22 protein-coding genes are annotated in these 21,805 nt (G+C 64.4%); 4 read left to right on the forward strand and 18 right to left on the reverse strand.

All coding sequences use genetic code 11. The features are described from left to right. Positions 1-57: 57 nt before the first annotated feature. Positions 58-1,005: a GlxA family transcriptional regulator gene (locus LCM4576_RS33000; RefSeq protein WP_071036460.1), complete on the forward strand. Its 948-nt coding sequence runs from the start codon at positions 58-60 to the stop codon at positions 1,003-1,005. 58 nt (positions 1,006-1,063) lie between these two features. On the opposite strand, the gene LCM4576_RS33005 is transcribed toward LCM4576_RS33000, so the two are convergent. The 7 genes from LCM4576_RS33005 to LCM4576_RS33035 form a co-directional block, all read right to left on the reverse strand. Further along, a complete protein-coding gene (locus LCM4576_RS33005; RefSeq protein ID WP_071036461.1) occupies positions 1,064-1,918 on the reverse strand; it encodes a carbohydrate ABC transporter permease in 855 nt (284 codons plus the stop codon). After that, entirely contained in the window at positions 1,918-2,847 is a 930-nt protein-coding gene (locus LCM4576_RS33010; protein WP_071036462.1) for a carbohydrate ABC transporter permease, read from the reverse strand. The genes LCM4576_RS33005 and LCM4576_RS33010 overlap by 1 nt, the downstream gene beginning before the upstream one ends. After that, positions 2,847-4,154 carry an ABC transporter substrate-binding protein gene (locus LCM4576_RS33015; RefSeq protein WP_071036463.1) on the reverse strand — a complete coding sequence of 436 codons (1,308 nt, stop codon included), beginning with the start codon at positions 4,152-4,154 and terminating at the stop codon, positions 2,847-2,849. The genes LCM4576_RS33010 and LCM4576_RS33015 overlap by 1 nt, the downstream gene beginning before the upstream one ends. 26 nt (positions 4,155-4,180) lie before the next feature. After that, positions 4,181-4,945 carry an SDR family oxidoreductase gene (locus LCM4576_RS33020; protein ID WP_116398069.1) on the reverse strand — a complete coding sequence of 255 codons (765 nt, stop codon included), beginning with the start codon at positions 4,943-4,945 and terminating at the stop codon, positions 4,181-4,183. Further along, positions 4,942-5,892, reverse strand: coding sequence for an L-arabinose ABC transporter permease AraH (gene araH, locus LCM4576_RS33025; protein WP_071036465.1), 951 nt, complete (start codon positions 5,890-5,892; stop codon positions 4,942-4,944). Before araH ends, LCM4576_RS33020 begins: the two co-directional genes overlap by 4 nt. Positions 5,893-5,901: 9 nt before the next feature. Continuing rightward, on the reverse strand, positions 5,902-7,413 hold the full coding sequence (araG, locus tag LCM4576_RS33030) for an L-arabinose ABC transporter ATP-binding protein AraG (protein WP_071036795.1): 1,512 nt from the start codon (positions 7,411-7,413) through the stop codon (positions 5,902-5,904). Positions 7,414-7,483: 70 nt separating this feature from the next. Next, complete coding sequence (locus LCM4576_RS33035; RefSeq protein ID WP_071036466.1) at positions 7,484-8,476, reverse strand: arabinose ABC transporter substrate-binding protein; 993 nt, start codon at positions 8,474-8,476, stop codon at positions 7,484-7,486. A gap of 271 nt (positions 8,477-8,747) precedes the next feature. Here LCM4576_RS33035 and LCM4576_RS33040 point away from each other — a divergent pair, with 271 nt between their 5' ends. After that, positions 8,748-9,437, forward strand: coding sequence for a FadR/GntR family transcriptional regulator (locus LCM4576_RS33040; RefSeq protein WP_082037350.1), 690 nt, complete (start codon positions 8,748-8,750; stop codon positions 9,435-9,437). 14 nt (positions 9,438-9,451) lie between these two features. Next, positions 9,452-10,600, forward strand: a complete 1,149-nt coding sequence (dgoD, locus tag LCM4576_RS33045; protein WP_071036468.1) for a galactonate dehydratase — start codon at positions 9,452-9,454, stop codon at positions 10,598-10,600. Positions 10,601-10,628: 28 nt separating this feature from the next. Here dgoD and LCM4576_RS33050 read toward each other — a convergent pair whose 3' ends face one another. The 11 genes from LCM4576_RS33050 to LCM4576_RS33100 all read right to left on the reverse strand — a co-directional run bounded on the left by LCM4576_RS33050 (position 10,629) and on the right by LCM4576_RS33100 (position 20,709). Further along, complete coding sequence (locus tag LCM4576_RS33050; RefSeq protein WP_071036469.1) at positions 10,629-11,288, reverse strand: DUF2161 family putative PD-(D/E)XK-type phosphodiesterase; 660 nt, start codon at positions 11,286-11,288, stop codon at positions 10,629-10,631. 65 nt (positions 11,289-11,353) lie between these two features. Then, complete coding sequence (locus LCM4576_RS33055; protein ID WP_071036470.1) at positions 11,354-12,631, reverse strand: L-fuconate dehydratase; 1,278 nt, start codon at positions 12,629-12,631, stop codon at positions 11,354-11,356. A gap of 39 nt (positions 12,632-12,670) precedes the next feature. Beyond that, entirely contained in the window at positions 12,671-13,402 is a 732-nt protein-coding gene (locus LCM4576_RS33060) for an SDR family oxidoreductase (protein WP_071036471.1), read from the reverse strand. Between the two features lie 16 nt (positions 13,403-13,418). Continuing rightward, positions 13,419-13,865: a MaoC/PaaZ C-terminal domain-containing protein gene (locus LCM4576_RS33065; protein ID WP_071036472.1), complete on the reverse strand. Its 447-nt coding sequence runs from the start codon at positions 13,863-13,865 to the stop codon at positions 13,419-13,421. 8 nt (positions 13,866-13,873) lie between these two features. Then, positions 13,874-14,947: a Gfo/Idh/MocA family protein gene (locus tag LCM4576_RS33070; RefSeq protein ID WP_071036473.1), complete on the reverse strand. Its 1,074-nt coding sequence runs from the start codon at positions 14,945-14,947 to the stop codon at positions 13,874-13,876. Next, positions 14,940-15,269 (reverse strand): L-rhamnose mutarotase, encoded by a 330-nt coding sequence (locus tag LCM4576_RS33075; protein ID WP_041007165.1) that lies wholly within the window; start codon positions 15,267-15,269, stop codon positions 14,940-14,942. The genes LCM4576_RS33070 and LCM4576_RS33075 overlap by 8 nt, the downstream gene beginning before the upstream one ends. Before the next feature lie 10 nt (positions 15,270-15,279). After that, on the reverse strand, positions 15,280-16,392 hold the full coding sequence (locus tag LCM4576_RS33080; RefSeq protein WP_071036474.1) for a mandelate racemase/muconate lactonizing enzyme family protein: 1,113 nt from the start codon (positions 16,390-16,392) through the stop codon (positions 15,280-15,282). A 2-nt stretch (positions 16,393-16,394) separates the two neighbouring features. Next, entirely contained in the window at positions 16,395-17,492 is a 1,098-nt protein-coding gene (locus LCM4576_RS33085; protein ID WP_071036475.1) for an ABC transporter ATP-binding protein, read from the reverse strand. 5 nt (positions 17,493-17,497) lie between these two features. Next, the gene (locus LCM4576_RS33090; RefSeq protein WP_071036476.1) at positions 17,498-18,364 is read right to left on the reverse strand and encodes a carbohydrate ABC transporter permease; all 867 of its coding nucleotides are present in this window, start codon (positions 18,362-18,364) and stop codon (positions 17,498-17,500) included. Positions 18,365-18,366: 2 nt separating this feature from the next. Continuing rightward, positions 18,367-19,263 carry a carbohydrate ABC transporter permease gene (locus tag LCM4576_RS33095; protein WP_071036477.1) on the reverse strand — a complete coding sequence of 299 codons (897 nt, stop codon included), beginning with the start codon at positions 19,261-19,263 and terminating at the stop codon, positions 18,367-18,369. 129 nt (positions 19,264-19,392) lie between these two features. Further along, positions 19,393-20,709 (reverse strand): sugar ABC transporter substrate-binding protein, encoded by a 1,317-nt coding sequence (locus tag LCM4576_RS33100; RefSeq protein ID WP_071036478.1) that lies wholly within the window; start codon positions 20,707-20,709, stop codon positions 19,393-19,395. Between the two features lie 165 nt (positions 20,710-20,874). Here LCM4576_RS33100 and LCM4576_RS33105 point away from each other — a divergent pair, with 165 nt between their 5' ends. Then, a complete protein-coding gene (locus LCM4576_RS33105; RefSeq protein ID WP_071036479.1) occupies positions 20,875-21,663 on the forward strand; it encodes an IclR family transcriptional regulator in 789 nt (262 codons plus the stop codon). Positions 21,664-21,805 lie beyond the last annotated feature (142 nt).

Consider the following 21,805-nt stretch of genomic DNA (forward strand, 5'->3'; position numbering starts at 1 on the left):
TGTAAGGCATCATGCTTTGGCGCGATTGCCATTGATCCCTCGTTTCAGGCCAAAGCCATGCGCCGCATCGAAATCCTCGCCTATCCCGACATCCAGCTCCTCGATGTCAGCGGACCGCTGCAGGTTTTCGCCAGCGCCAACGACTTCAAGATGCAGGCCGGCGGAGCGCCCGCCTATGAGGTCGCCGTCGTCGCCRCTTCGCCGCGGATCAGGACATCGTCCGGCCTGGTGCTGGAGGCAGCGGCGCTGCCGGCACACGGGACCGAGATCGACACGGTGATCGTGCCCGGCGGCTGGGGCGTCAACGCGGCATGCGAGGAGGCTGAACTGGTGGATTGGATCATCGGCCGTTCGCGCGATGCGACGCGGACCGCCTCCGTCTGCAGCGGCGCCATGCTGCTGGCCGAGGCCGGTCTGCTCGACGGCCGCCGCGCGGTGACCCATTGGGRACGCTGCGCGGAGTTCGCCAAGCGCTTTCCYGCGGTTCGGCTCGACCCCGACCCGATCTTCCTTCGCGACGGCAATGTCTGGACCTCCGCCGGCGTGACGGCGGGCATCGACCTGGCGCTGTCCTTCGTCGAGGCCGACCTCGGCCGGCGCACGGCGCTGGCGGTGGCGCGCGAGCTGGTCGTCTTCCTGAAACGTCCCGGCGGCCAGGCGCAGTTCAGCGAGACCCTCAAGCTGCAGCAAGGCGACGGGCGCTTCGACCGGCTGCATGGCTGGATCCTGGACAATCTGAGCGGAGACCTGTCGCTGGAGCAACTGGCCGACCGCGCGAATATGAGCCGGCGCAGTTTCTCGCGGCATTATCAGGAGGCGACGGGGCGCACACCCGCCCGCGCCGTCGAGGAGATCCGGATCGAGGCGGCGCGGCGGATGCTGGAGCGGGGGCAGACCGTCAGCCAGACAGCGCGGCGCTGCGGCTTCGGCTCGGAAGAAACGATGCGGCGCGGCTTTCTACGTGTGCTGGGCACCAACCCGCGCGACTATCGCGAGCGCTTCTGATCGATTGCCGCGTGCGCCGAAGCGATCCGCAACGGATCGATCCCGATATCGGCCATCGTCAGCCCTTGATGCCGGTCGCGGCGATGCCGCGCACGAAGTGCCGCTGCAAGGCGAGGAAGAAGATCGCCGTCGGCAGCGTCGCCACGACGGCCGAAGCCATCAGCACGCTCTGCTTCATCGACATGCCGGCGCCGCCGACCAGCGTGGCCAGCCCGACCGGTAGCGTGCGGGTCTCGTCGGAATTGGTGGCGATCAGCGGCCAGAAGAAATTGTTCCAGCTGGCGACGAAGGTGAAGATCGCGACGGTGGCAAGTCCCGGCTTGGTCAGCGGCAACAGGATGCGCCAGAAAAAGCCGAAACGGCCGCAGCCATCCATGATGGCGGCATCCTCCAGCTCCCGCGGCACGGCCTGGAAGAACTGGGTCAGCAGGAAGACGCCGAAGGCATTGGCGGAAGCCGGCACGGTGAGGCTGAAGACGCTGTCGACAAGGCCGTAGCTGTTGAGGCCCAGGAACAGCGGCACGAAGAGGAGTTCATAGGGCAAAAGGAAGGTCGCGAAGATCACGCCCATGATGACGCGGCGGCCGGGGAATTGCATGCGGGCCAGCGGATAGGCGGCCAAGGCATCGACGGCCAGGGTCAGCACGGTGGTCAGGATGCCGACGACGGCCGAGTTGCGGAACCAGGTCAGCATGGGGAAGCGCTGGAACAGCGCGCCATAGGCTTCCAGYGTCGGCGCGTCTGGAATCCATGSCGGCGGATAGGCATAGATCTCGCTCTCGGGCTTGATCGAAGTGACCAGCATCCACAGGATCGGCGCGCCCCAGAGCGCCGTCACGACGATCATCAGCACATAGGCGAGCGTGYGCCCGCCAAGCGATTTTCCGRCACGGTTGGAGCGCTGGTCCTGCATCAGATCGCCTTCATCAGCTTCATCTGGGCCAGCGAGAAGACGAGCGTGATCAGGAGCAGCACCACGCCCGCGGCGGCGGCCGGGCCCATTTCGAAATTCTGAAACGCGGTGAGGTAGATATATTGCACGATGACGAAGGTGCTCGCCTCCGGCCCGCCCTGCGTCATCACATAGGCCTGGCCGAAGACGCGCCAGCCATTGATGATGGTGAGCGCGGTGACCAGCGCCATGGCCGGCCGCAGCAAGGGCAAGGTGATGTAGACGAAGCGCTGCCACGGRCCGGCGCCGTCGAGCGTGGCGGCATCATGCAATTCCTCGGAAATGTCCTGCAGCGCCGCCAGGAAGATGATCATGTTGGTGTTGACGGTCCACCAGATGGTGGTGATGGCCAGCGCCGGCATCGACCAGTGCGGGTCCTTGAGCCAGGCGATCGGCTCGATGCCGATGGTGGTGAGATAGTAATTGACGAGGCCGGTGCCCTTGTCGAACAGCCAGCCCCAGAGGATGCCGACCGTCGAGACCATGACGACATAGGGCAGGAACACCACCGTCCTCACGAAGGCGGTGCCCTTGAGCTTCTGGTCGAGCAGCATGRCCAGAGCCAGGCCGARCACGACCATCGGGATCGCCGTCAGGAAGACGAAATAGAAGGTGTTGCTGATCGCGGTCAGGAACAGCGGATCGGCGAAGATCTGCCGGTAATTGTCCAGCCCGATGAATTCCGGCGTGCCGAGGATGTCCCAGCGCATGAAGCTGATGCCGATGGCGGCGAGCGTCGGCAACAGCATGAAGGCGATGAACAACGCCAGATAGGGCGACAGGAACAGATAGGCGGCAAGCGTCATGCCGCTGCGCACCGCCCCTCCTTCCTGCGCCGCTGCGCGGCGGGCCCTGGAGCGGCCCGCCGGTTGTGACGCCAGCGATGCCATCAGCCCTTCTTCAGCTGCGCGTCGAGACCTTCCTTCATCGCCTTCAAGGCGTCGGGCACCGACTTCGAGCCGCTGAGAGCTGCCTGCAGATTGGTGACCAGCGGCGTCGGCTTGTCGAAGGAGAAGACCGACAGGTATTGCGGGATCAGCGGCTCGTAGACGATGTTGGGCAGGTCGTCGACGAAGGACTTGAAGTATTTGTACTGCTCGGTGCCGGTGAAGGCCGCGCTTTCACGCACCGCCTTGCTCTGCGGGATGATGCCGACAGTGGTGGCCGGGGCGGCAAAGTTGTCGAAGAACCACTTCATGAAGGTGCCGTCGGCGGCGAGCTTGTCGTCGCTTTTCTGYTTCGACACGGCCATGCAGTGCGAGTTCGCCCATACCGCAGGCTTGGCGCCGAAAACAGGCAGCTGCGCGGTCATGAAATTCATCTTCTGCGCCATGCGCAGATTGACCTCCCAGGGGCCGATGAACTTCATGGCGACCTGCTTCGAGGCGAAGGCGTCCTCGCCCTTGTTGCCGCCGACCTCGGGGTTGGTCACGCCATGCACGTTGATCAGGTCGACGAGATATTGCAACGCCTTCTGCGAGGCCTCGCTATCGACCGCGGCCAGACCCTTGTCGTCAAGGAAGGTGCCGCCATTCTGGTACATCAGGCTGAACCAGATCCAGCGCGCCGTCGCCCAGGTGTTTGGCAATTCGAAGCCATAGCGGGTGATCTTGCCGCTGCCGTCCTTGACGGTCAGTTTCTTTGCCCATTCGAGGAATTCCTCGCCGGTCTTCGGCGGCTTGGCCGGATCGAGCCCCGCCTCCTGCACCATATCGACATTGTAGTAGAAGCCGAGCGGATGCACATCGAGCGGCGCGGCATAGACCTTGCCGTCGAAGGTCACGCCTGTGCGGCCGGCGTCCGGAACCTGCGACAGGTCGAGGCCGGATGAGGCGACGACGTCGTCGATCGGGCGGATGACCTTGCGCGTGGCGAATTCCGGCAGCTCGGTGATGTGGAAGAGCACCAGGTCCGGCGCGCGGCCGCCCGCCGAGGAGACCACCCATTTGGAGAAAAGCGTATMCCAATCGTAGCCGGTCGGCTCGACGGTGAYGCCCTTGCCGCCCTTGTTGAAGGTGTCGATGACGCCGTTGAGCGCGGTGGTGTTGTCGGCGCCGGTCCAGCCATGCCAGAGCGTGACCTTTTCGTCCGCTGCGAAGGCGTCGCGCGGCAGCGCACCGGCTAGTGCTGCGCTTGCGCCGAGCGCGAGCGCCTGGCGACGCGTCAGCAGGAACTTCTCGATAACATCAGTCGCCATGGTTTCCTCCCATTATGGCTTGTGTGTCAGGGGTGGTGAAGCACGCTCAGGCCGCCATCCGCGACGAGGCAGGCGGCGTTGATGAAGGGGCATTCGTCGGAGACGAGAAAGACCGCCGCCATGGCGATCTCTTCCGGCGTGGCGATCCGCCCGCCCGGATGCAACGCCAGCGTCTTGGAGCGCGCGGCCTCGGGATCTTCAAAACTGTTCCAGTAATCGATGACCTTCTGGGTAGCGACATAGCCCGGCGCCAGCGCGTTCACGCGCACATTGTTGCCGGCATATTCGATCGCCAGCGATTTGGTCAGGCCGAGCAGAGCATGCTTGGYGACGGGATAGGGGAAAGTGTGCGGGATAATGGTGAAGGCGTGCGTGGAAGCGATGTTGAGGATCACGCCGCCGCCCTGTCCGATCATTCCCGGCAGYGCCGCCTTGGCGCAGTGCCAGGCGCCTTTCACATTGACGTCGAGATTGCGCGTCCAGTCGTCCTCGGTGGCCTCGAGCGGCGTCGAGAAGACATTGACGCCGGCATTGTTGATGACGGCGTTGATCGGGCCGATGGCCTTTGCCGCTGCCTGCATCGCGGCCTCGATTGCCTTGGCGTCGGCGATATCGGCCGCGGCATGCGCGACCTTGCCCAAACGTCCGGCGCTTTCGGCGAGCAGCTCCGCGTCGCGGTCGACCAGGAACAGCTCGGCCTTCTCGCGCAGGCAGGCCTCGGCGATGGCGTAGCCGATGCCTTGCGCCGCGCCGGTGAGGAAGATGCGTTTTCCCTCGAGCCGTGCCATCAGCGCCGCCCCAATGCCGAGGAGCGCAGATTGTCGAGCAGGACCGCCAGAAGCAGGATCACGCCGCGCACGATGTATTGGTAGAAGGCCGGGATGTTGAGCAGGTTCATGGCGTTCTCGGCGATGCCCATGATCAGCACGCCGACGATGACGCCCGACATCGTGGCCCTGCCGCCGGCCAGCGAGACGCCGCCGAGGACGCAGGCCGAGATCACCGACAGCTCCAAGCCCACCGCGGCGTTGGGTTGGCCGGAGGTGATGCGCGAGGCAAGCAGGATGCCGGCGATGCCGCAGACCACGCCCTGCAGCGTGAAGATCCAGATGCGCGTCCGGTCGACATTGACGCCGGCGAGGCGCGAGGCTTCCGGATTGCCGCCGATGGCCAGCGTGTTCTTGCCGAAGACGGTGCTGTTGAGCACGAAGCCGAAAACGGCGAAGAGCACCGCCAGCACCCAGATCGGCGTCGGGATGCCGAGCAGCTTCGACAGAGCCAGCTGGTAGAAATCCGGGCTGTTGATGCCGACGGCGCGGCCGTCGGACGAGATCAGCGCGAAGCCGCGCACGATCTGCATGGTGGCCAAGGTGGTGATCAGGGCGTTGATGCGGAACTTGGCGATGACGACGCCGTTGACCCAGCCGACGACGGCGCCGCAGGCGATGGCAGCGATGAGGCCAAGCAGGATCGAGCCGGTGTAGTTGGATGCCATCACCGCGACCATGCCGGCAAAGGCGACGATGGAGCCGACCGACAGGTCGAAATCGCGCGCCGCGAGGCAGAACATCATCGTGCAGGCGACGATGCCGACGGTGACCACGGACTGCAGCAGGCCAAGCATGTTGCGGTCGGTGAGARAGTTCGGCACCAGCAGCGACACCAGCGCGAAGGCGACGATGAAGATGACGACGAGGCCTTGTTCGCCGAGCAGGACCTTCTTCAATCGATCGGTCATTACAAATCCTCAGGATGCGATCGCGTCGGGGGTTTTCTTGTCGGGCAAAGCGGCGGCCAGGATCGCTTTTTCGGCGAACTGGCCGCGCGTAAGCTCGGCGCTGATGCGCCCGCCGCACATCACCAGGATGCGGTCGCAGATACCCATCACTTCCGGCAGCTCGGAGGAGACGACGATGATCGCCATGCCGTCCTCGGCGAGCTGGTAGAGCAGCTCGTAGATCTCCGACTTGGCGCCGACATCGATGCCGCGCGTCGGCTCATCGACGATGAGCACGCGTATGTCCTGCTCCGACAGCCCGCGGCCGAGGATGACCTTCTGCTGGTTGCCGCCGGACAGGTTGACGATGTCCTGCTTGCGCGAGGGCGTGCGCACCTTGAGCTTCTTGATGAAGGTTTCGGCCGTCGCGATCTCGCTGGCGCGGCTCAACACGCCGAAGCGCGTGTGATGGCGCCTGGAGGAGATGTTGATGTTCTCCTCGATCGAACGGCCCTGGATGATGCCGTCATGCTTGCGGTCTTCCGAGCAGAGCACGATGCCGGCCCGGATCGCGTCATGCGGGCTGGCGGCGGCAACCGTCTTGCCGTCGACCGCGATCGTGCCGCCCGAGCGCGAGTCGGCGCCGAAGACCAACCGCATCAGCTCGGAACGGCCGGCGCCGATGAGGCCGAAGAAGCCGACGATCTCGCCGGCGCGGGCTTCGAAGCTCGCCGGCGTCCGTAACCTGGCGCCGCTCAAGCCATCGACCTTGAGGCGAACCTCTCCCGCCTTGCGCGGACGAAAGCCCCAGATGTCGGAAATCTCGCGGCCGACCATCTCGGCCACGACCTGATCGCGCGTCACGCCTTTGAGCGATTGATGATGCGCGGCGAGCTTGCCGTCGCGCAGCACCGTCAGGCTGTCGCAGAGCCGGAAGACCTCGTCGAGGCGGTGCGAGACATAGATGATGACCTTGCCCTCGCCGCGCAGCCGGTCGATCAGCTTAAACAGAATCCCGCTTTCGCGCGAGGATAGCGACGAGGTCGGCTCGTCGAGCGCGATGACGCGGGCGTCGAGCATCACCGCCTTGGCGATCTCCACCATCTGGCGTTCGCCGATCGACAGCGTCTTGACCTTGCGGCGCATGTCGATGTCGATGCCGGCCGATTTCAGCTTGGCGCCGACATCGTCGAGCATGCGGCGGCGGGCGATGACGCCTCCGCTCGCCGGAAACCGGCCGAGGCTGAGATTCTCGGCGACGGTCAGCTCGGGGACCAGCTGCAATTCCTGATGGACGACGATGACGCCATTGTCGAAGGCGTCTCTGGTCGAGGCATAGGCCTGGACCTTGCCGTCGATGCTTATTGCGCCGGCATCGGCATGCTGGTCGCCGGACAGGATCTTGATGAGCGTCGATTTGCCGGCGCCGTTCTCGCCCATCAGCCCGTGCACGGCGCCCTTTTCGACGTCGAACGACACATCCGACAAGGCTTTGACGCCCGGATAGGTCTTGGTGATGTTGGAGAATTCGAGAAAGGACACGGGGCCTCGATCCTTCTTGAGCGTGCCAAGCGGCGGCGGCATCAAGCCGCCGCCGCTTGTACAGGGAGGACTATTCGATGCCGAGCTCCTTGCGCACCTTCTGGTAGTCGTCGCGCTTGGCCAGCGCACCGGCGGTCAACGTCAGCTTGGCCGGCTCCTTGTTGTTGGCGATCCAGTCATACATGTTCAGCGCCGTTTCGTAGCCGTGGCGCTTGGGCGAGATGATCACCGTGCCGACGAAGCCGGTGGCGGTGGGCTTCTTGAACTCGTTGATCGCCGATTCCGCGCCGCCGATGCCGACGCCGATCATGCCGTCGGCCGGAATGCCGACGCTTTCGGACGCCCGCACGGCGCCGAGCACCGCCTCGTCATTGAGGCCGAAGGCGATCCACTTCTTGATGCCGGCGTGGGCATTGAGCACCACGGTCGCGGCATTGAGCGCGGCTTCAGTGTCGGTCTTGGCCTGCGGCGCGTCGAAGATGTTCTCGGCCTTGAAGCCGGCGGCCTTCAGCACCGAGATCGCGCCCTCGACGCGGTCGACGGCGGTCGGCAGCTGGTCGTAGGAAACGCGGATCGCGCCGACCTCGTCCATCTTCCAGCCGCGCGCCTTCATCTCGTCGATGATGGCCTGACCCACCGCCTCGCCGATCTTGGTGGCGGAGATGCCCATATGCGGCACATCTTCCAGCGGCTTGCCGTCGGCGCCGACGAGACGGTCATCGACCGTCATGAGCTTGAGATTGTTGGCGGCGGCCTTGGCGACGATGCCCGGGCCGAGCTTCACGTCCGGCGTGCAGACGACGAAGCCCTGCGCTCCTTGAGCGCCCAGATTGTCGATCGCCGACATCAGCTTCTCGCCGTCCTCGGCGCCGATCTTGACGAGTGTAAAACCCTTTTCCTTGGCGGCCTGGTCGGCGAACTTCCATTCATCCTGGAACCAGGGCTCCTCCGGCTGTTTGACGATGAAGCCGATCTTGGTGTCCTGAGCGTAGGCCGACGCGATCGTGGTGACCGACAAGACGGCGAGAGCACCCGCGACGAGCGCGGTTTTCAAAAGTCGCATGATTACCTCCCAGCAAACGGCCGGGCGCTCAGCCCGGATTGGTCGTGTGTAGTCAATTTTATCATACCCGTCAATTGATCTGGTATGATAAATGAGATAGGTAGTCCGATAAGTAGTCGCTGGCGCAAATCACTCGCATCCGCTAAGGCCGGACCAATTGCGCGCAAACCGAAGGGTTCGCTGCCTTGGAGGAGGGGCTGAGGTGAACGAGACACCGAAGAAGGCTGACGAAGACACGGAAACGCGCGAGACGGYGCGTCGTCCGCGCGTCATGCCCGACGTGACCAAGGCGATCGCCTCCGATATCTTCTCCGGACGCTATCCGGCCGGCTCGTCGCTGCCGACCGAGAACGATCTCGGCATCGAATACGGCGTCAGCCGCACCGTCATCCGCGAAGCGCTGAAAGTGCTGGCGGCCAAGGGGCTGGTGCTGTCCCGGCCACGCGTCGGCACGGTCGTGTGCGACCAGGACAACTGGAACATCATCGATCCGCAGGTGCTGGCCTGGCATGCGCCGCATGCGCTGGACGACAAGCTGTTCGACGCGATCCTGGAAACCCGCCGCGCCATCGAGCCGCTGGTCGCGGAACTCGCGGCGACGCGCGCGACACTGCAGGAAATCGCCGACCTCGAAGCGGCCTGGCAGGGCATGGCCGGCGCCGGCGAAGACCTGACGCAGTTCTCGCGCTCCGACATCGTCTTCCACCAGATCGTCTATGGCGCGAGCCACAACCCGATTTTCCGCCAGATCGGCAAGCTGATTGACACGGCGCTGCTGTTTTCGCTGGAAGCCACCGCGACGATCTCTCCGGTCCGGCGCAGAGAAGCGGCGGCGGCGCATGGCGAGGTGGTCGAGGCGCTGCGCATGCGCGACGCTGTCGCCGCGCGAAACGCGGCCGACAAGATCCTGGATCTCGCCGCACGCGACCTCGTCAGCGCCAAGAAACTGAAAAACAACTGAGACCGGCCGACCGCATGAAGATCACCGCTCTGACCACCTATATCGTTCCGCCGCGCTGGCTGTTCCTCAAGGTGGWGACCGACGCCGGCATCAGCGGCTGGGGCGAGCCGGTGGTCGAAGGCAAGGCGCTGACCGTCGAAGCCGCGGTCAAGGAACTGGCCGACTATCTGATCGGCAAGGATCCGCGCCTGATCGAGGACCATTGGACCGTCATGCATCGCGGCGGCTTCTATCGCGGCGGGCCGATCCTGATGAGCGCGATCGCCGGTATCGACCAGGCGCTGTGGGACATCAAGGGCAAGGCGCTCGGCGTGCYGGTGCATGAATTGCTCGGCGRCAAGCTGCGCGAGACGATCAAGGTCTATTCCTGGATCGGCGGCGACCGGCCGGCGGAAGTGGCCGCCGGTGCCAAGGATGTGGTGGCGCGCGGCTTCCAGGCGCTCAAGATGAACGGCACCGAGGAACTGCAGATCGTCGACAGCCACGACAGGATAGACGCCGCGGTCGAGCGGGTCGCCATGGTGCGCGAGGCCGTTGGCCCGAATATCGGCATCGCCGTCGATTTCCACGGCCGCGTGCACCGGCCGATGGCGCGCATCCTGGTCAAGGAACTGGAGCCCTACCGGCTGATGTTCATCGAGGAGCCGGTGCTCAGCGAAAACCGCGAGGCGCTGAAGGAGATCGCCGCGCTCGGCTCGACGCCGATCGCGCTCGGCGAACGGCTCTACAGCCGCTGGGACTTCAAGCCGGTGTTCGAGGAAGCGGTCGTCGACATCATCCAGCCCGACCTGTCGCATGCCGGCGGCATCACCGAATGCCGCAAGATCGCGGCGATGGCGGAAGCCTATGACGTCGCTGTGGCGCCGCATTGTCCGCTCGGGCCCATCGCGCTGGCCGCATGCCTGCAGCTCGACGCCGTGAGCTACAATTGCTTCATCCAGGAGCAGAGCCTCGGCATCCACTACAATGCCGGCAACGACCTGCTCGACTACGCCGCCAACAAAGATGTCTTCCGCTACCAGGACGGCTATGTCGCAATACCCGACGGACCCGGTTTGGGCGTCGAGATCGACGAGGATCATGTGAAGGAGCGCGCCAGGGAAGGACATCGCTGGCGCAACCSGGTCTGGCGCCACAAGGACGGTTCGTTTGCCGAGTGGTAAGCCGGTGAATTTTTCGTCACGCAATGGTTTATAGGGCCGCCGCCGCGGGTGCGATCGCTGCGAGGCCGGCTTCGGTCAGCGCGTAGATGCCGCGCTCGGCACGGGCGAACCAGCCATAGTAATTATGCTGCAGGATGCTCGCCGCGCGGGGCGAAAGCGCCTTGAGGTCGCGCGGCCGCTTGGGGCCGTCGGCCATGGCGGCGGCGCAGGCCAGCGCTTCCTGCCGGTAGGCGGTCATGATCGGCTTCTTGCGCGTGCTTCCGCCGATGGACGGATCGCCCTTGCGGCGGTGATGCTCCTCGACCAGACGCGAGCGCCGCCTGGGATCGCGGCGCGGCGGCAAGGCGGCCGGACTGAGCAGCAGCTCCACCTCGCCCTTCTTGCCGACGCCCAACAGGCCGAAGCCGAGACGGCGGCAGAGCGCGCGAAAACGGCGGTCGTGCTCGCGGCCCTTGCCGCGCGCCGACATATAGGCGGCGAGCCATACCTCGTCRCAGGCCGCCGCGCGGTCGACGGCTTGGAGAACAAGCTCGAGGTTGAATTGCAGCTTCAGCTCGCAGATGACGACAACCGGCGGCTCGCCGGCGCGCACGCCGACCACGTCGCAGCCGCCGATCTCGCCCTTGACGGCAAAATCCATGCTCTCGAGGAACCGCTTCACCGGCTCGTAGAGGGAGGTTTCCTGCATGCGGCAGGCATAGCCGATTCGCGGCCGGTCGGCCCAGCGGCACCATTGCGGTCAGGGCACCGATGTCAGGCGCGATGCAGGTAATCCTCGATCGACTGGGCCTTCATCTCGATCGAAAAGCCCGGCGCCTGGGGCGGCATGTAGGCGGCGTCGCGGATCACGCAGGGTTCGAGGAAGTGCTCGTGCAGGTGGTCGACGTATTCGATGACGCGCCCGTCCTTGCTGCCCGACACCGCGACATAGTCGATCATCGACAGGTGCTGGACATATTCGCACAAGCCGACGCYGCCGGCATGCGGCCAGACCGGCAGGCCGAACTTGGCGGCGATCAGAAGCACCGCCAGCACTTCGTTGAGACCGCCCATGCGGCAGGAATCGATCTGCACCACGTCGATCGCGCCGCCGACGATGAACTGCTTGAACATAATGYGGTTCTGGCACATCTCGCCGGTCGCGACCTTGATCGGCGCGACAGCCTTGCGGATCCTGGCGTGGCCGGCGACGTCGTCCGGGCTGGTCGGCTCCTCGATGAAGAAGGGTTTCGCAAAGGCGAGGTCCTTCAGCCAGTCGATCGCCTGGTCGACCTCCCAGACCTGGTTGGCGTCGATCATCAGGTAACGGTCCGGGCCGAYGACCTCGCGAGCGATCCTCAAGCGACGGACGTCGTCGGCGCGGTCGCGGCCGACCTTGAGCTTGACGTGGTTGAAGCCATCGTCGACCGCTTCCTGGCAAAGGCGCCTGAGCTTGTCGTCGGGATAGCCGAGCCAACCGGCCGAGGTGGTGTAGCAGGCATAGCCTTCGCGCTCGAGCGTGGCGATGCGCTCGGCCTTGCCGGCCTCGGCTTTTTTCAGGATCGCCAGCGCCTCGGCCGGCGTGATGGCATCCGTGAGGTAGCGGAAGTCGACGATCCTGACGATCTCTTCCGGGCTCATCTCAGCGACCAGGCGCCAGACCGGCTTGCCGGCTTCCTTGGCCCACAGGTCCCACACCGCGTTGACCACCGCGCCGACCGCAAGATGCATGGCGCCCTTGTCGGGGCCGATCCAGCGCAACTGGCTGTCGCCGGTCACATGGTGCCAGAAGCGRCCGGGATCCTCTTTCACCCAGTCGAGATCGAGCCCGACGACGAGATGGCGCAGCGCCTCGATCGCCGCGCAGCAGATTTCGTTGCCGCGGCCGATGGTGAAGGTGAGGCCATGGCCTTTCAGCGACGGGCGATCCGTGTCGAGGATGACATAGGCCGCCGAATAGTCCGGATCGGGATTCATCGCGTCGGAGCCGTCGAGGCTTTGCGATGTCGGGAAGCGGAGGTCGAAGGTTCTGAGGTCCGTGATTTTCGTCATTCTCTGCCTCGTGACTGAATTGCCACCAGCCTCCCCCGCTTAGATCGACCAGCCGCCGTCGATATTATAGGCCTGCCCGGTCGTGTAGGTGGCGCCGGCGAGATAGACGGCAAGGTCGGCGATTTCCTCCGGCGTGCCGATCCTGCCCATCGGCTGGCGGGCGATGAAGGCGGCGCGGGCCGCCTCATAGTCGCCCTGCGCCTGCATGCGGCCCTGAAGCGAGGGGCTCTCTACCGTGCCCGGGCAGATGGCGTTGCAGCGTATGCCCTTGGCGACATAATCCGCGGCAATCGATTTGGTCAGGCCGATGACGGCGGCCTTGGTCACGCCGTAAGCAAAACGGTTTGGCACCCCTTTTGGCGCGCCGGCTACGGAGGCCATGTTGATGATCGAGCCGTCGCCGCGCTCCAGCATGCCGGGCAGCACGGCGCGGATGGTGCGGATCATGGCGCGCACATTGAGGTTGAAGGCGAAGTCGAGATCCTCGTCCTTCATCTCCAGGATGGAGCCGGCATGGACGAAGCCGGCGCAGTTGAACAGCACRTCGACTTGGCCGATCTCGGCGAAGGCGGATTTCAYAGCCCCGTCGTTCAGCACGTCGAGCTTGCGCGTCGTGATGCCGGGCGTCCTGGCGAGCTCGGCCAGGGCCGTCTCGTTGATGTCGGTGGCGTGGACGATGGCGCCCGCCTTGGCGAAAGCCAGCGCGCTTGCCCGTCCGATGCCCTGCGCGGCCGCCGTGACGACCACGACCTTGCCTGTGATGTCAGCCATGTTCTTGTCTCCGTGTTCAGCCGGGCCGTCGCTCGACGATGTAGATGTGATCCGCCGCCAACACGACCTCGTCGCGCTGATTTAGAACTTCGACGCGCTCGATGACGCGACCCGATCCGGGCCGTTTCGGGTCATCCTCCTTGACGGCGATCGTCGTGCGCGTGCGGATCGTGTCGCCGATGAAGACCGGCTTGATGAAGCGCAGCCGGTCATAGCCATAGGAGAAGGCGACCGGGTTGATGACGCTCGCCGTCAGCCCGACGCCGACCGAGAAGACCAGCGTGCCATGCGCGATGCGCTGGCCGAAGGGCGTCGTCTTCATGAACTCGGCGTCCATGTGATGCGGAAAGAAATCACCGGTGTGGCCGGCATGGACGACGAAGTCGGTCTCGGTGATGGTGCGGCCGCTGGTGAGGCGCGACGAGCCGATCTCGTAATCCTCGAAATAGGTGGTCTGTTCCATGTCCTGCCTTACGGCTTTGCGGCCAGCGGCGTCGCAGGCGCGGCACTCGATTTATAGGCGGCTTCCACCAGAGCCATGGTGTGCCAGGYGTCCTCGACGGAGCTGATCAGCTCGCTGTCCTCGCCGGACGCGAAGCGCTGGACGTTGGCCATGCGGCCGACGAAGGCATCGGGGAACCACTCGCCGGCGAGCGGAACGGTGACCCACTCCGAGCCGCCTTTCGGATGGATTTCCAGAATGTCCGGCTCGCCGCGCGGATAGTCGAGATTGAGRCCGAGTTTGACATAGGCAGCACCCTCTGTGCCGCAGATGCGGAACTCGCAGGCCTGGTAGCGGCGGCCGAATTTGTGGTCGTGGTTGATCGACAGCCCACAGCGCACCGTGTCGCCATAGTCGAGGATGGCGCTGGTGCGGGTCTGCGCGACCTTGTGGTTGGGATGGCCGAGCGTCTTGGCATGCACGCCGAGCGGATTGCCGAGGAGCTGGCGGATCAGGTCGAGATAGTGGATCGAGTGCATGGCGATCTCGACGCGCGGCGCCTTGAGCAGGAATTCCCAAAGCTGCCAGGGTGTGTCGAGCGCCAGAAGCGCGTCGAAATCGACGACCTCGCCCAGCCATCCACGGGCGATGGCATCCTTCAGCGCCAGCATCATCGGCGCGAAGCGGAGCTGGAAATTGACCGCCGCCTTGAGTTGCTTGGCGCGGCAGATTTCCAGGATCTCGGTCGCCTCGCCGAGATAATTGCCCATCGGCTTCTGGATCAGCGCCACCGCGCCATCGGGCAGCGCCTTCAGCACCTCGGCATGCCGGCCCGGCGGCGTCGCGAGATCGAAGATTGCGTCCTTCACCGCCGCTGCCTCTTCGACCGAACGGAATGCCGTGACGCCCCATGTCTCGGCAAGTTTTTGCGCCTTGGCCTGGTCCGGATCGTAGAGGCCGGCAACCGGAAATCCAGCCTTCTTGTAGGCGGGAAAATGGGCGTCGCCGACGATCGAGCCGGCGCCGAAAGTGACGATCGGACGCGGCTTCGAGGGCTTGGGCCAGGACTGTACCAGTGATGCCGGATCGAAGGCGTCAGTCATGATGGAAGACCTCGTCCATCGTCGCCCACCACTCACCTTGCTTGCGCGTTTCCAGCGGCTCCTGGCAGGGCATGCAGACAGACCACCATTCCTGCGTCTTCGGATCGGCGGCCATCTTGGCCATGTCGGCGGCGTAGTCGCTGCCGTGATACTCGAAATAGGAGAACAGCAGGTTCTCCGGCCGCTTTAGGTAGATCGAATAGTTCTTGATGTTGCAGGCCGAGATCATGGTCAGCACGTCCGGCCAGACGGCGGCGTGAAGGCGGACATATTCCTCGACCTTCTCGGGCTTCAGCCCGAGCACCATTCCCATGCGCTGCATATCCGCCTCCCTATTTCACGATCGCCGTGGTGAATTCGGCGATGCTTCTTGCCTTGACCGCGTCCCAGTCCCAGTCGATGCCGATGCCGGGCTCGCTGGGCGCCAGCGCATGGCCATTCTCGATGCGCATCTTGGCGCCCGTCAACTCGTCGAGCTGCGGAATATACTCGACATATTTGCCGTTCTGGATGGCGCAGACCAGGCTGACATGCAACTCCATCAGGAAATGYGGGCAGACCGGCATGTCGAAGGCTTCCGCCGCATGYGCGACTTTCAGCCATGGCGTGATGCCGCCGATGCGGCCGACATCGACCYGGATGATGCTGGCGCCGCCCTTCTGCATGTACTCGCGGAAATGCCTGATCGAATAGAGCGACTCGCCGACCGCGATCGGCGTCGCGGTCGAATTCGACAGCCGCACATGGCCGTCTATGTCGTCGGCCGGCAGCGGCTCCTCGATCCAGGCGAGATCGAGCTCGCGCAGCCGCTCGGCGCGGCGGATCGCTTCGTCGACGGAAAAGCCCTGGTTGCAGTCGGTCATGATCTCATAGCCGTCGCCGAGCGCCTTGCGCACCGCCGACAGCCGCGAAAAATCCTCCGAGCCATGCGGCTTGCCGATCTTGACCTTCGAGCCGGTAAAGCCCTTGGCCTTCGCTTCCAGCGCATCGTCGACCAGTGCCTGCGTCTCGATATGCAGCCAGCCGCCCTCTGTCGTATAGAGCGGACAGCGGTCCTTGGCGCCGCCGGCGAGCTTCCAGAGCGGCAGGTTCTGTTTTCTTGCCCGCAAATCCCAAAGCGCCGTATCGATCGCGGCGAGCGCGATCGCGGTCATAGCGCCGATCGTGGTGGCGTGGGTGGCGAATTCGAGCTCGTGCCAGATCGCCTCGATCTGGTCGGCGTCGCGRCCGATCRGGMGCGGCGCGAGATGGTCGGCGAGAAGCCGCATCACCGAGGAACCGCCGGTGCCGATCGTGTAGCTGTAGCCGGTGCCGGTCGCGCCGTCGGAATCAGTGATGGTGACGATCGGCGTCTCCTGGCTGACGAAGCTCTGGATGGCGTCGGTACGCTTGACCTTCGGCACGAGGTCGACCATGCGCAGTTCGATTTTCTCGATTTTCGCCATGTTCAGCTCCTCAGCGACTTGCCGGTTTCGGCGGAAAACAGATGCGCGCGGCTCAAGTCGAAGCTCATGCCGATCCTGTCGCCGGCTTTCAGCGGTTTCGGATTGAGCATGCGCGAAACCCAGTCGGCGCCGTTGAACTCGGCGAAGACCAGCGTTTCGTTGCCGAGCGGCTCGGTGATGCTGACCGGCAGCTCGACCCGGTGGACCTCGGTTTCGCCGCCGGAACTCAAGCCATGGCCGGTGGGATAGAAATCATCCGGGCGGATGCCGAACACGACCTTGTCGCCGGCAGCCGTCTTCGACTTGAACTGTCCGGGCAGCGGCAGGCTGTCGCCGCCGCCGAAGACCAGCTTGCCGTCGCTGACCGTCGCCTCGTGCAGGTTCATCGGCGGCGAGCCGATGAAGCCGGCGACGAAGCGGGTGGCGGGACGGCTGAACACCTCGTCCGGCGTGCCGACCTGCTCGATATGGCCTGAGCGCATGATGACGATGCGGTCGGCGAGCGTCATCGCCTCGACCTGGTCGTGAGTGACGTAGATGACCGTCGACTTCACCTTGGCGTGCAGCTTCTTGATCTCGGTGCGCATCTGCGTGCGCAGCTTGGCATCGAGGTTGGAGAGCGGCTCGTCGAACAGGAACACATCCGGATCGCGCACGATGGCGCGGCCCATGGCGACGCGCTGGCGCTGGCCGCCGGAAAGCTGCGAGGGGCGGCGTTCGAGCAGTTCGTCGAGACCAAGGATGGTGGAAGCCTCCGCCACCCGCCGATCCATGTCGTCCTTGGCCGCTCCCGCGATCTTGAGCGAGAAGCCGAGATTCTCGCGCACCGTCATATGCGGGTAGAGCGCGTAGGACTGGAACACCATGGAGATGTTGCGCGAGCGTGGCGGCAGGTCGTTGACCGTGCGCCCGCCGATGTCGATGTTGCCGCCGCTGATATCCTCCAGCCCCGCGATCATGCGCAACGTCGTCGACTTGCCGCAGCCGGACGGGCCGACCAGCGCGATGAATTCGCGGTCGGCGATCTCGAGATCGATGCCATGCACGATCTCCATGTTGCCGTAGCGCTTGGTGAGCTTTTTCAGCGAAACCGTTGCCATGCAGTTCAACCTTTCACCGCGCCGGAGGTCAGGCCGCCGACGAGGTGTTTCTGGACAATGTAGGTGAGGGTCAGCGCCGGGATGATCATCACCACGGCCAGCGCGCACATGCCGCGCCAGTCGATGGTGAACTCGGYCGTGTAGTCGAGCAGCCCGACGGGCAGCGTCTTGGAGTTGACGGAGCGAGTCAGTTGCGAAGCCAGCGCRAACTCGTTCCAGCAGGTGAGGAAGGCGAAGATCGCCGCCGAGGCGATGCCGGGACGCGCCAGCGGGAATTCGACCTGCCAGAAGGCCTGCCAGCGCGTGCARCCGTCGATCTGCGCGGCCTCAGCCAAGTCCTTCGGCACCTGGCGGAAGAAGCYGTCGATCAGCCAGATGGTGAAAGGCACGTTGAGCGCGACATAGGCGAGGATCATGCCGATATGGGTGTCGATGATGCCCAGCCGCACATAGAGGAAGAACAGCGGCAGCGACAGCGCGATGCCGGGCACGGTGCGCGTCAGCATCAGGCCGAGGAACATGCCCGACTTGCCGCGAAAGCGGTAGCGCGCGAAGGCGTAGCCGCCGGCCATGCCGATCGCCACCGCGATCACCGTCGAGGTGACCGAGATGATCAACGAATTGCGGAAATAGTCGAGCACCGGAATGCCGCCTTTGCCGATGCCGCTGAACATGGCGATGTAAGCGTCGAAAGACAGTTCCTGCGGAATCCAGACCGGCGGCTTCGCCATGATCTCGACCGTGGGCCTGAGCGACGACAGCACGATCCAGATACCCGGCAGGCAGATGACGAGCATGGCGAGGAACAGGCCGACGCGGTGCGCGACGGTCAGCGCGCGGCGCGTGAGGCGGGCGGAGGCGTTCTCGTCCATTCTCACCACTCCGCGCCGATCTGCGCGCGCGCCGCGGCGAGCTTGTTGTAGAAATAGACGGTGAAGGCGATGGACAGCAGGATCGAGAAATAGGCCATGGCGTTGGCGAGGCCCATGCGGGCGTCGCTGTAGGCGGTGCGCCCCACCAGCGTCCACAACAGCTCGGTGCGGCCGGCAGGCCCGCCATCGGTCATGATCTTGACGATGTCATAGGCGCGCGCGACGTCGAGCGAGCGGATCGTCATGGCGATGTAGGCGAAGGGCATGACGAAGGGCCAGGTCACATAGCGAAAGGTCTGCCAGGGCGTGCAGCCGTCGACGCGCRCCGCCTCGATCGGCTCCTTGGGCATGGCGAGCAGTCCGGCCAGGATCAGGATGGCGAAGATCGAGGTCGACGACCAGATCTCGGCGATCGAGATGGCGATGAAGGCGAGATGGCCTTCGATCAGCCACGGGATGGCATCCTGCGTGATGCCCAGCGACTGCAGCGCGTTGTTCACCAGGCCGATATTGTCGTTGAACATGAATTTGAACTGGAAGCCAACCAGGATCGGCGAGAACATCATCGGGAACATCATCAGCGTGCGCAGGATGCGCTGGCCGCGCGTCGCCTTCTCGACCAGCATGGCCAGGCCGAGGCCGAGCAGCATTTCGAGGTTGAGCGCGATGGTGAGCAGCAAGACGGTGCGGCCGAAGGCCCACCAGAAATCCGCATTGGACAGGATCGAGAGATAGTTCCTGAAGCCGACGAAGACGAAGAAGGTCTCAGGCCGCGTCAGGCGAAACGGCGTGAAGCTGGAATAGAGCGACAGGATCAACGGCAGCACCACGACCGCCGCCAGCACGATGATGGCCGGGAGCAGCAGCAGGAACGGCGCGGATGGCTTGAAGCCCTTCATCAGGATCCTGTGAGGTTTTGCATCAAACTTCGTTCCGCCATGGGCAAAGCCCGGCCGGAACGGAAAGGCCGGTAGCGGCAAGTCGCCTCCCCCATTTCGCGACGGGGGAGGCGGCCTTGAAAGCTATCGTCAGAGCTTGCCGGCGTCCTGGAGGATCTGCGTCGCCTTGGCGGYGGCCTCGTCCAGGGCCTGCTTGGACGTCTTGTCGCCAAGGATCGCCGCCTGCAGCTCGGGGTAGACGGCGTTCGAGATCTCGATCCACTCAGGCGTCTGCGGCACGGCGAAGGCGTGCTTGGCTTCCTCCTGGAAGGCGGCGAGGACCTCCTTCTTGTAAGGATCGTTCTCGGCCTGCTTCAGGTCCCAGTCCCAGACCGCGGTGCGGGTGGGCAGCGGGCCGGCGGCGGCTTCCAGCTTCTGGCTGTCCTCATTGGTCAGCCACCAGACGAGCGAGGCCGCGGCTTCCTTGTTGGCGCAGTTCTCGGTCACCGAGAAGCCGTGGAAACCCGACCAGCCGGTACGCACCCCGGCAGACCCCTTGGGCGCGACCTTGACGCCGACATTGCCGGCGACCTTCGACGACTTCGGGTCGTTGAAGAAGCCGGCCCAGCCCGGCCAGTCGAGGTTGATCGCCACGGTGCCGGAGGCGAAGCCCTGGCCGAGATCGTCCCAGAGATAGTTGGTGGTGCCGGCCGGCACGGCCTTGGCCTTGTAGAGGTTGACGAACCAGTCGAGCGCGCGGATGCCGGCCTCGGAGTTGAAGACGGGCTTGCCGTCCTTGTCGAGGTATTCGCCGCCCTCGGCGATCACCATCTCATAGAAACGGCCGTTGATCGCCTCTTCCTTGCCGGCGAACTGCGTGCCGTAGAAATTCGGCGGATTGGCGAAGAACTCGGCCTGGTCGGTGACCTCTTTCCAGGTATCCGGCGGCGCGAGGTCATAGCCGTATTTGGCCTTGAACTTGGTCTTGTTGTCGRCGTTCTCGTAGAGGCTCTTCTGGTAGTAGAGCGCCGAGACGTCGAACTGGGCGCGCGGCAGCATCTCCAGCTTGCCGTCGATGGTCGCGGCCTTGATGGTCGACGGCACGAAAGCGTCGATCTCTTCCTTTGGAAGCAGCTTGCTGAGGTCGGTGTACAGGCTCGTATATTGCGGCGCGAAGGACGAATGGTTCCAGCCGACGCACCAGTTGGTGCTGCCCGAGGCGATGTCGGACTTCAGTTCCTTGTCGATGTCGAAGCCGTTCTTCTTGGTCAGGATGTTGACCTTGGCGCCGGTCGCCTTCTCCCATTCGGGGATGCGCTCGTAGAGCYTTTCATACTGCTGGCCGCCGATCAGCTTCACGTCGATCGTCACGCCCGGAAATTTGCCGGGCAGATCGGCCGAAAAAGCGGTGCCGCTCAGCAACAGGCCAGCCAGGCCGGCGGAAATGCCTAGAACCAGTCTCGTCATGTTCTCCTCCCATGGGCTCGCAGCGACAGCGCGCCGACTGCGCGACCGATCGCTTAAGCTTCATTCATATGCAAATAGCATTTTCATTCCCGGGTCAAGGCGATTATGCTTTCAGGCGAATGAAGTTCATGCATATATGCAGAGCGAAATTCACTGGAGGGGCTGGTGGCCGAAGAAGAAGATGGGGACCGCTACCGCGCGCCGGCGCTGGACAAGGGACTGGACATTCTCGAATTGCTGTCGAGCGTGGACGGCGGGCTGACGCAGGCGGAGATCGCCAAGCGGCTCGACCGCAGCCCGAACGAGTTCTACCGCATGCTCGACCGCCTGGTGCGGCGTGGCTATGTCACCAAAATCGACGGCGACCGCTATTCGCTGACGCTCAAGCTTTTCGGCCTCGCGCAACTGCACGCGCCAGTGCGGCGGCTGGTGTCCTACGCGACGCCGATCATGCGGGAACTGGCCGAGACGTCATGGCAGGCCAACCAGTTGGTGGTGTTCGACCGCGGCGCCGCCGTGGTCATCGCCCAGCAGGAAGCGCCGCGCTACTGGGGCATCTCGATCCGCGTCGGCTCGCATATCAGCCTGTTCGACACCGGCTCCGGCCATGTGCTGCTCGCCTTTCRCTCCCCGGAAGAGCGCAAGATGATGATCGCCGAGYACCTGCAGAGCAACGAACAGTTCGCGCTGACGCCGGAGTTCTTCGCCCGCCTCGACCAAGTGCGCGACCGCGGCTACGAGATGATGGCATCGTTGCAGACCGCCGGCGTCTACAATCTCTCGACGCCGGTGCTCGGACCCGACGGCAGGGCCATCGCGGCGCTGACCATCCCCTACATCACGCTGGTCAACGCCCCCAAGGCGCCGGACATCACGCTGACGATTCGGCATCTGCAGGGCGCCGCCGCAAGGCTGTCGCAGCTTGCCGGATCCGACGTGCCGCAATCGTCGTAATTTCTTATTTGAATAATGGATTTTTCGGCGAGATAGTGGCTTAGAGCAGGATGAACCCAAAGCAGCCGGTCATCCCGCTCTAAGGTTTTGCTTTTTGCAGCATGATCCTGTCCAAAAAGTCTGCAACTTTCGGGATCATTCT

The organism is Mesorhizobium sp. LCM 4576 (genome assembly GCF_001854815.1).
Taxonomy (GTDB): domain Bacteria; phylum Pseudomonadota; class Alphaproteobacteria; order Rhizobiales; family Rhizobiaceae; genus Mesorhizobium; species Mesorhizobium plurifarium.